General features: G+C 71.9%; 1 protein-coding gene. It reads right to left on the bottom strand.

Annotated elements, in window-relative coordinates; all coding sequences use genetic code 11:
* Window positions 1-198: 198 nt before the first annotated feature.
* Entirely contained in the window at window positions 199-618 is a 420-nt protein-coding gene (locus D7X74_RS42220) for a hypothetical protein (protein ID WP_120538497.1), read from the bottom strand.
* Between the last annotated feature and the right edge of the window lie 154 nt (window positions 619-772).

Raw genomic sequence — 772 nt, 5'->3', positions numbered from 1 at the left:
GCGTCTGCCCTGGGGATGACTGGGCCCAGGCGGCGCTCGTGGACAACTGCACGGCGAGCACGACGGCCAGGGCGCGGGGGTTCCTGCGCGGAAGAAATGACACGGGGTGTTGCTCCTCGGAACTGGGCGACCGTGGAGCATGACGCTCCACGCGGACCGTCCACCAATGACCTGCTTCACCAGCACGACACGCGGGGACTACGCGTGCGCGGGTGGCGAGGCCTTGGGGGCGGTGGCGAGGACCGCCAGCGGTGCGAACGAGCGCGGAGGCGCGGTGGCCGGGTGGTGGCTCTCCACGCTGGAGGCCGCGCGCAGGACATCTCCGGCGAACAGGGCACCGACCTGCGGGGCGGCCGTGAGCAGCGGGCACGTCTCGTGGTTGGGGCCCGTCGCATCCGCCACCGCGGGCGGCACGGAGGCGAAGGCGGGGGCACGCTCGGCGAACCGCGACAGGGACGGGTTCGCGCGCCGCGCGTCCTCTTCGAACGTCTGGTGCTCCGCGCAGAAGCGGTGCGCGTGCTGCTCCACGTGCAGCGTCAGACCCAACGGCTGGGCACCCCAGAGCGCGATGAGCAACATCGCGGTGAGGCGGGCGAGGGTATGGGCGCGCGAGAGCATCAAGGGGACCCGGCTGGCTTACTGTCGGCCCCCGGGAGTGTCAAGGCAGGCCGGGTGTCGTCCGTGGCGGGGCTTCGCGGGAGGGCGCGACAATCGAACGGTGTTTTCATTCCAGGCAACCCGCCGTGCCGCATCGGCTAGGTTGGGTCCGCCT

The sequence above is a fragment of the Corallococcus sp. CA047B genome (assembly GCF_003612065.1).
In the GTDB taxonomy this organism is placed as follows: Bacteria; Myxococcota; Myxococcia; order Myxococcales; family Myxococcaceae; genus Corallococcus; species Corallococcus praedator.
Note: the sequence above shows the minus strand (reverse complement) of the source record. Positions and strands in the feature narration are given on the sequence as shown.

Coding starts and splice junctions, on each gene's coding strand:
- D7X74_RS42220 (WP_120538497.1), bottom strand. CDS start 618: ATGCTCTCGCGCGCCCATACCCTCGCCCGCCTCACCGCGATGTTGCTC.